Source organism: Nocardiopsis sp. CNR-923 (assembly GCF_001942255.1).
Taxonomy (GTDB): domain Bacteria; phylum Actinomycetota; class Actinomycetes; order Streptosporangiales; family Streptosporangiaceae; genus Nocardiopsis.
The window spans coordinates 1-3,277 of record NZ_MKKC01000021.1 but is presented as its reverse complement, the minus strand read 5'-3'; the positions used below and the strand labels follow the sequence as shown (position 1 = coordinate 3,277).

The 3,277-nt window shown below is 62.0% G+C and carries 3 protein-coding genes and 1 pseudogene; all 4 read left to right on the top strand.

Features of this window, described 5'->3' with window-relative positions; translation table 11 throughout:
- Nucleotides 1–725: pseudogene (locus tag BJF83_RS28200) on the top strand (hypothetical protein); the annotation flags it as partial.
- A 62-nt stretch (nt 726–787) separates the two neighbouring features.
- A complete protein-coding gene (locus BJF83_RS01215) occupies nt 788–1,462 on the top strand; it encodes a hypothetical protein (protein ID WP_143831749.1) in 675 nt (224 codons plus the stop codon).
- A 3-nt stretch (nt 1,463–1,465) separates the two neighbouring features.
- Nucleotides 1,466–2,032: a hypothetical protein gene (locus BJF83_RS26430; protein ID WP_143831748.1), complete on the top strand. Its 567-nt coding sequence runs from the start codon at nt 1,466–1,468 to the stop codon at nt 2,030–2,032.
- Nucleotides 2,033–2,983 (top strand): hypothetical protein, encoded by a 951-nt coding sequence (locus BJF83_RS01205; RefSeq protein ID WP_083678366.1) that lies wholly within the window; start codon nt 2,033–2,035, stop codon nt 2,981–2,983.
- Nucleotides 2,984–3,277: the final 294 nt, after the last annotated feature.

Here is a 3,277-nt window from a genome sequence, read left to right as displayed (position 1 = left end):
CGTCACTGGAGGACGGCAACGCCCAGGAGCTGGGACGGGCGGACACGGTCCTGGACGAACTCAACGCCTGGGGCGGGGACTCCAGCACATCGGACTCCCCCGCGAGCGGTGGCGTCGAATCCGTACCTGACGCTGCGGCCGGGCCGCAGGACCAAACCTCTCTCACAGTGCCTGACCCCACCACACAGGATCTCAGCGACGGAACACCGGGCAACGCTGACGGCGACACCGGCGGCCCTTGGACGGCCGGACCCGTTCAGGACACGGGCTCCCCTACAGGTTCGCCGAGCGAGACGAATGATTCGTCCGCCACTTCCGGAACCGATGTCACAGACGATTCCGCCGATCGGGGGAGTGAGGCCGGTCGCCGTGACTCTGACGATGGTTCCCTTGACCGGGACGACCAGTCCGAGCCCCGCCCGGAACGGGAGGACCAGGGTGGGGAGCCCCGGACCGGCGGCGCACACCCCCAGCAGCTTCCCAATGACCGTAGTGACGATGATGACCCCGATTCGCAGAGCGACGGCGATGGCGATGGCGACCAACCTCCCAGGGACCGCACCGGCGCAGGAGCTGACGCCAGTCACAGCGATGATGGCGGCCTGGGACAAGACGACGGGTACTCCCCGGATGAACAGGCTTCCTCTCTTCCTCCTGACCCGGAGCTGGAAAAGAAGCTGGGCAAGGCGGATCAGCTTGAAGAACGCTACGCCAGGCAGGGTTGACGGACCAGGACATCGCTCAGCTCCGTGGGGACCACCCGCGGGATGGGGACCAGTGGCAGCGTGTGGCGAGCGCCATCAACCAAGGGTTCAGCAAGAAGCTGGACGGCCAACTACACCCAGCGGCCACGCGTTTCTCCCTTGAAGATGCTGCTGATCCGCGTGAGTTCGCCTACCGGTACGAGTACTACAAGGCTACGTACGACGAGCTCGCGAGAAGTCTTCGTGAGGAAGGCCTCGGAAGGCAGCGGGCAGCGCAGGAAGCCGCGCAACGGATGCCGACCGTGGACGTCGCGGACCGACTCGAGGCGGACCACGCCGTCGTCGAGCAGTTACGAGGAGGCGAGCCAACCCATGTGGATATGGACCTACCCCCCGATGGCCTTGAGCAGGCGGTTCGCGCGCAGGCAGGGAACATCGAAATGGGACACGAGACAGCCACCGCCTACCATGCAAGAAAGCACTACAATGAGATACTAGACGATGAACGAAGTGGGAACATCGTCAACGACTACCTAAACAGTGCGGAGCTCACGATCAGAGATGGAGAGGTTGCAGAACTATCGCTCCTCGACAATGGGGCAAAAAGATTGACGATCACGCGACCTGTGCTTGACGACACCGGGAGTCACATCAACAACAAACGTGGGGAACTAGCCTACATGAGGGCGATTATCATTATCCGACAAGACGGGAGTCTTGTCATGCCAACTTATGGCAGGACTTATATGGGAGAATAGAATATGCCCAATACTGAAGAGAATCCGCAATATAGGATGCAAATCATCCTGGAAAAGCTACAGAAAAAGGGGGGTGACCGTGACCGAATCGGGTCAGCTCTTCAAGAACTCGTTCCACTGCACCTTGATCTCGCACATGTTCCGGTAGCCGCAGATGAACTTGGTCAATTTAAATCCGACTTCTCTGCACTGCTGGCCAGTGGTCAAAACTTCACAGGCCTTCGAGCCTACGTGGACCTATGTGCGAGTTTCGCCGAGCGAGGCCGTCTTGATGGATTTGAAAGTTCTTGCTGGATGCGCTCGGTTATACAGGTCCTTGATGACGAATTCATGGACTGGTCCGAAGCTGATTCACCAAGGTTCAAGAGCCTCTTCGTTGAGGATATCGAATATATCGATGAGACACTCGAGGAAGTCTCCGACGAAGCTCCGCCTGTGCGAAAGGATGACATTCCGGACTGGGTTCCCGAAAGCCACTGGTGGTGGCGTGCGCCCAAACAACAGGACATGAGCGAGGCTGAGCGTAAGGCACGCCTGGAATACGATCATCTCGACGGGGTGTATGACTGAGTGACACGCGAACCTTCACCCGAGGAGTCCGCCACCGCGCGGCTACTGGCCGATCCGGGGCTCGTGCCGCGAAACCTGGCAGCCGATGTTGAGGCGGTGCACGCCCTGCGTCAGGGCGGTGCCTCGCTAGATCCACAGGCTGACCCCGAAGCGCTTACCTCCCAGATCCGGGCGGCGGCCGACAGAATCGGGTTCGAATCGCCGGTGGAAGCGGCCACCCTGTCGAAACGGCGTCTTGTCGAGCTACCCCTGCTGGAGCGCGGCCAGGGAACCAAGATCGAGGCCTACCACAGTGCCGCCTCCAGGACACTCCGCGAAGGCGCCTTGGTCGTTGACAGTGTCGGGTCTGACGGCACACGGAACGTGGAACTCCAACGCCGCGCTCCTGAGACCGGTCTGGTCCGGGTCACCTTGTCAGCCCGCGTGCGGCTGAGAGCGGACGGAACGACCTGGCTCGACGACTTCGGCTGGCCCGGCGAACCAGCACGACCGGTGCACACGTTCACCGGCGCTACCGAGGACTTTCTCGCCCAGGCCCGGGCGGACCTGAGGCAGGAGAACATTCCCTTGGACCGGGTTCTCCTGCTGCTTCTGGGCGCCACCCTGAAAGAAGCCCACAGGCCTGGCACCGATACGCAACAGATCCAGATCGCCGAGGCGATCGTCGCCCGCCGAGGAGAGCTGAACGTCTACATCCGCCAAGCTGAGGACTACGCCCTCGCGTCCGGGGGACAGGGATGGTACGCCGCCTGCCTCTACCGTTCTGGCTTGGAGAACCTGTTCGAGAACTTCCTCGGAAGTGCCGCCTTCTCCCTCGTCGATATGGAGGAGATCGAGGACATCGACGACGAACTCCGTGACAGGCTCCCCGGTTCCACCGGTGCGGACCGAGCGGCGATCCCGGACGGAACACCGATCCAGCACTGGTGGTGGGAAGCCGCATTCGCGTAGCTGCCCGATCCCTTCTGCCTCCTGGACGGACTCCTGAACCTCTGCCAGAGCCCGAACTCTGTGTGTTCCGGCTCTGGGAGCTCCCAAACCAGGGGACCTCCCATCCGATGGGATGGAGGCTCCCGGAGTGGGGAAACCCCAGGCCAGCGGGGGTGAACCTCCCGCGCGGCCTGGGGTCTGAGACGACGTTTCGCTCCTAGGTCCTGTCTGGAGTTCGAATTATGGACGCGGTGCGATGCTGCGGAGCCAGAGCATCGCACCGCATAGGTGCAGCCCGGCCTCGTAGCTCTCCGG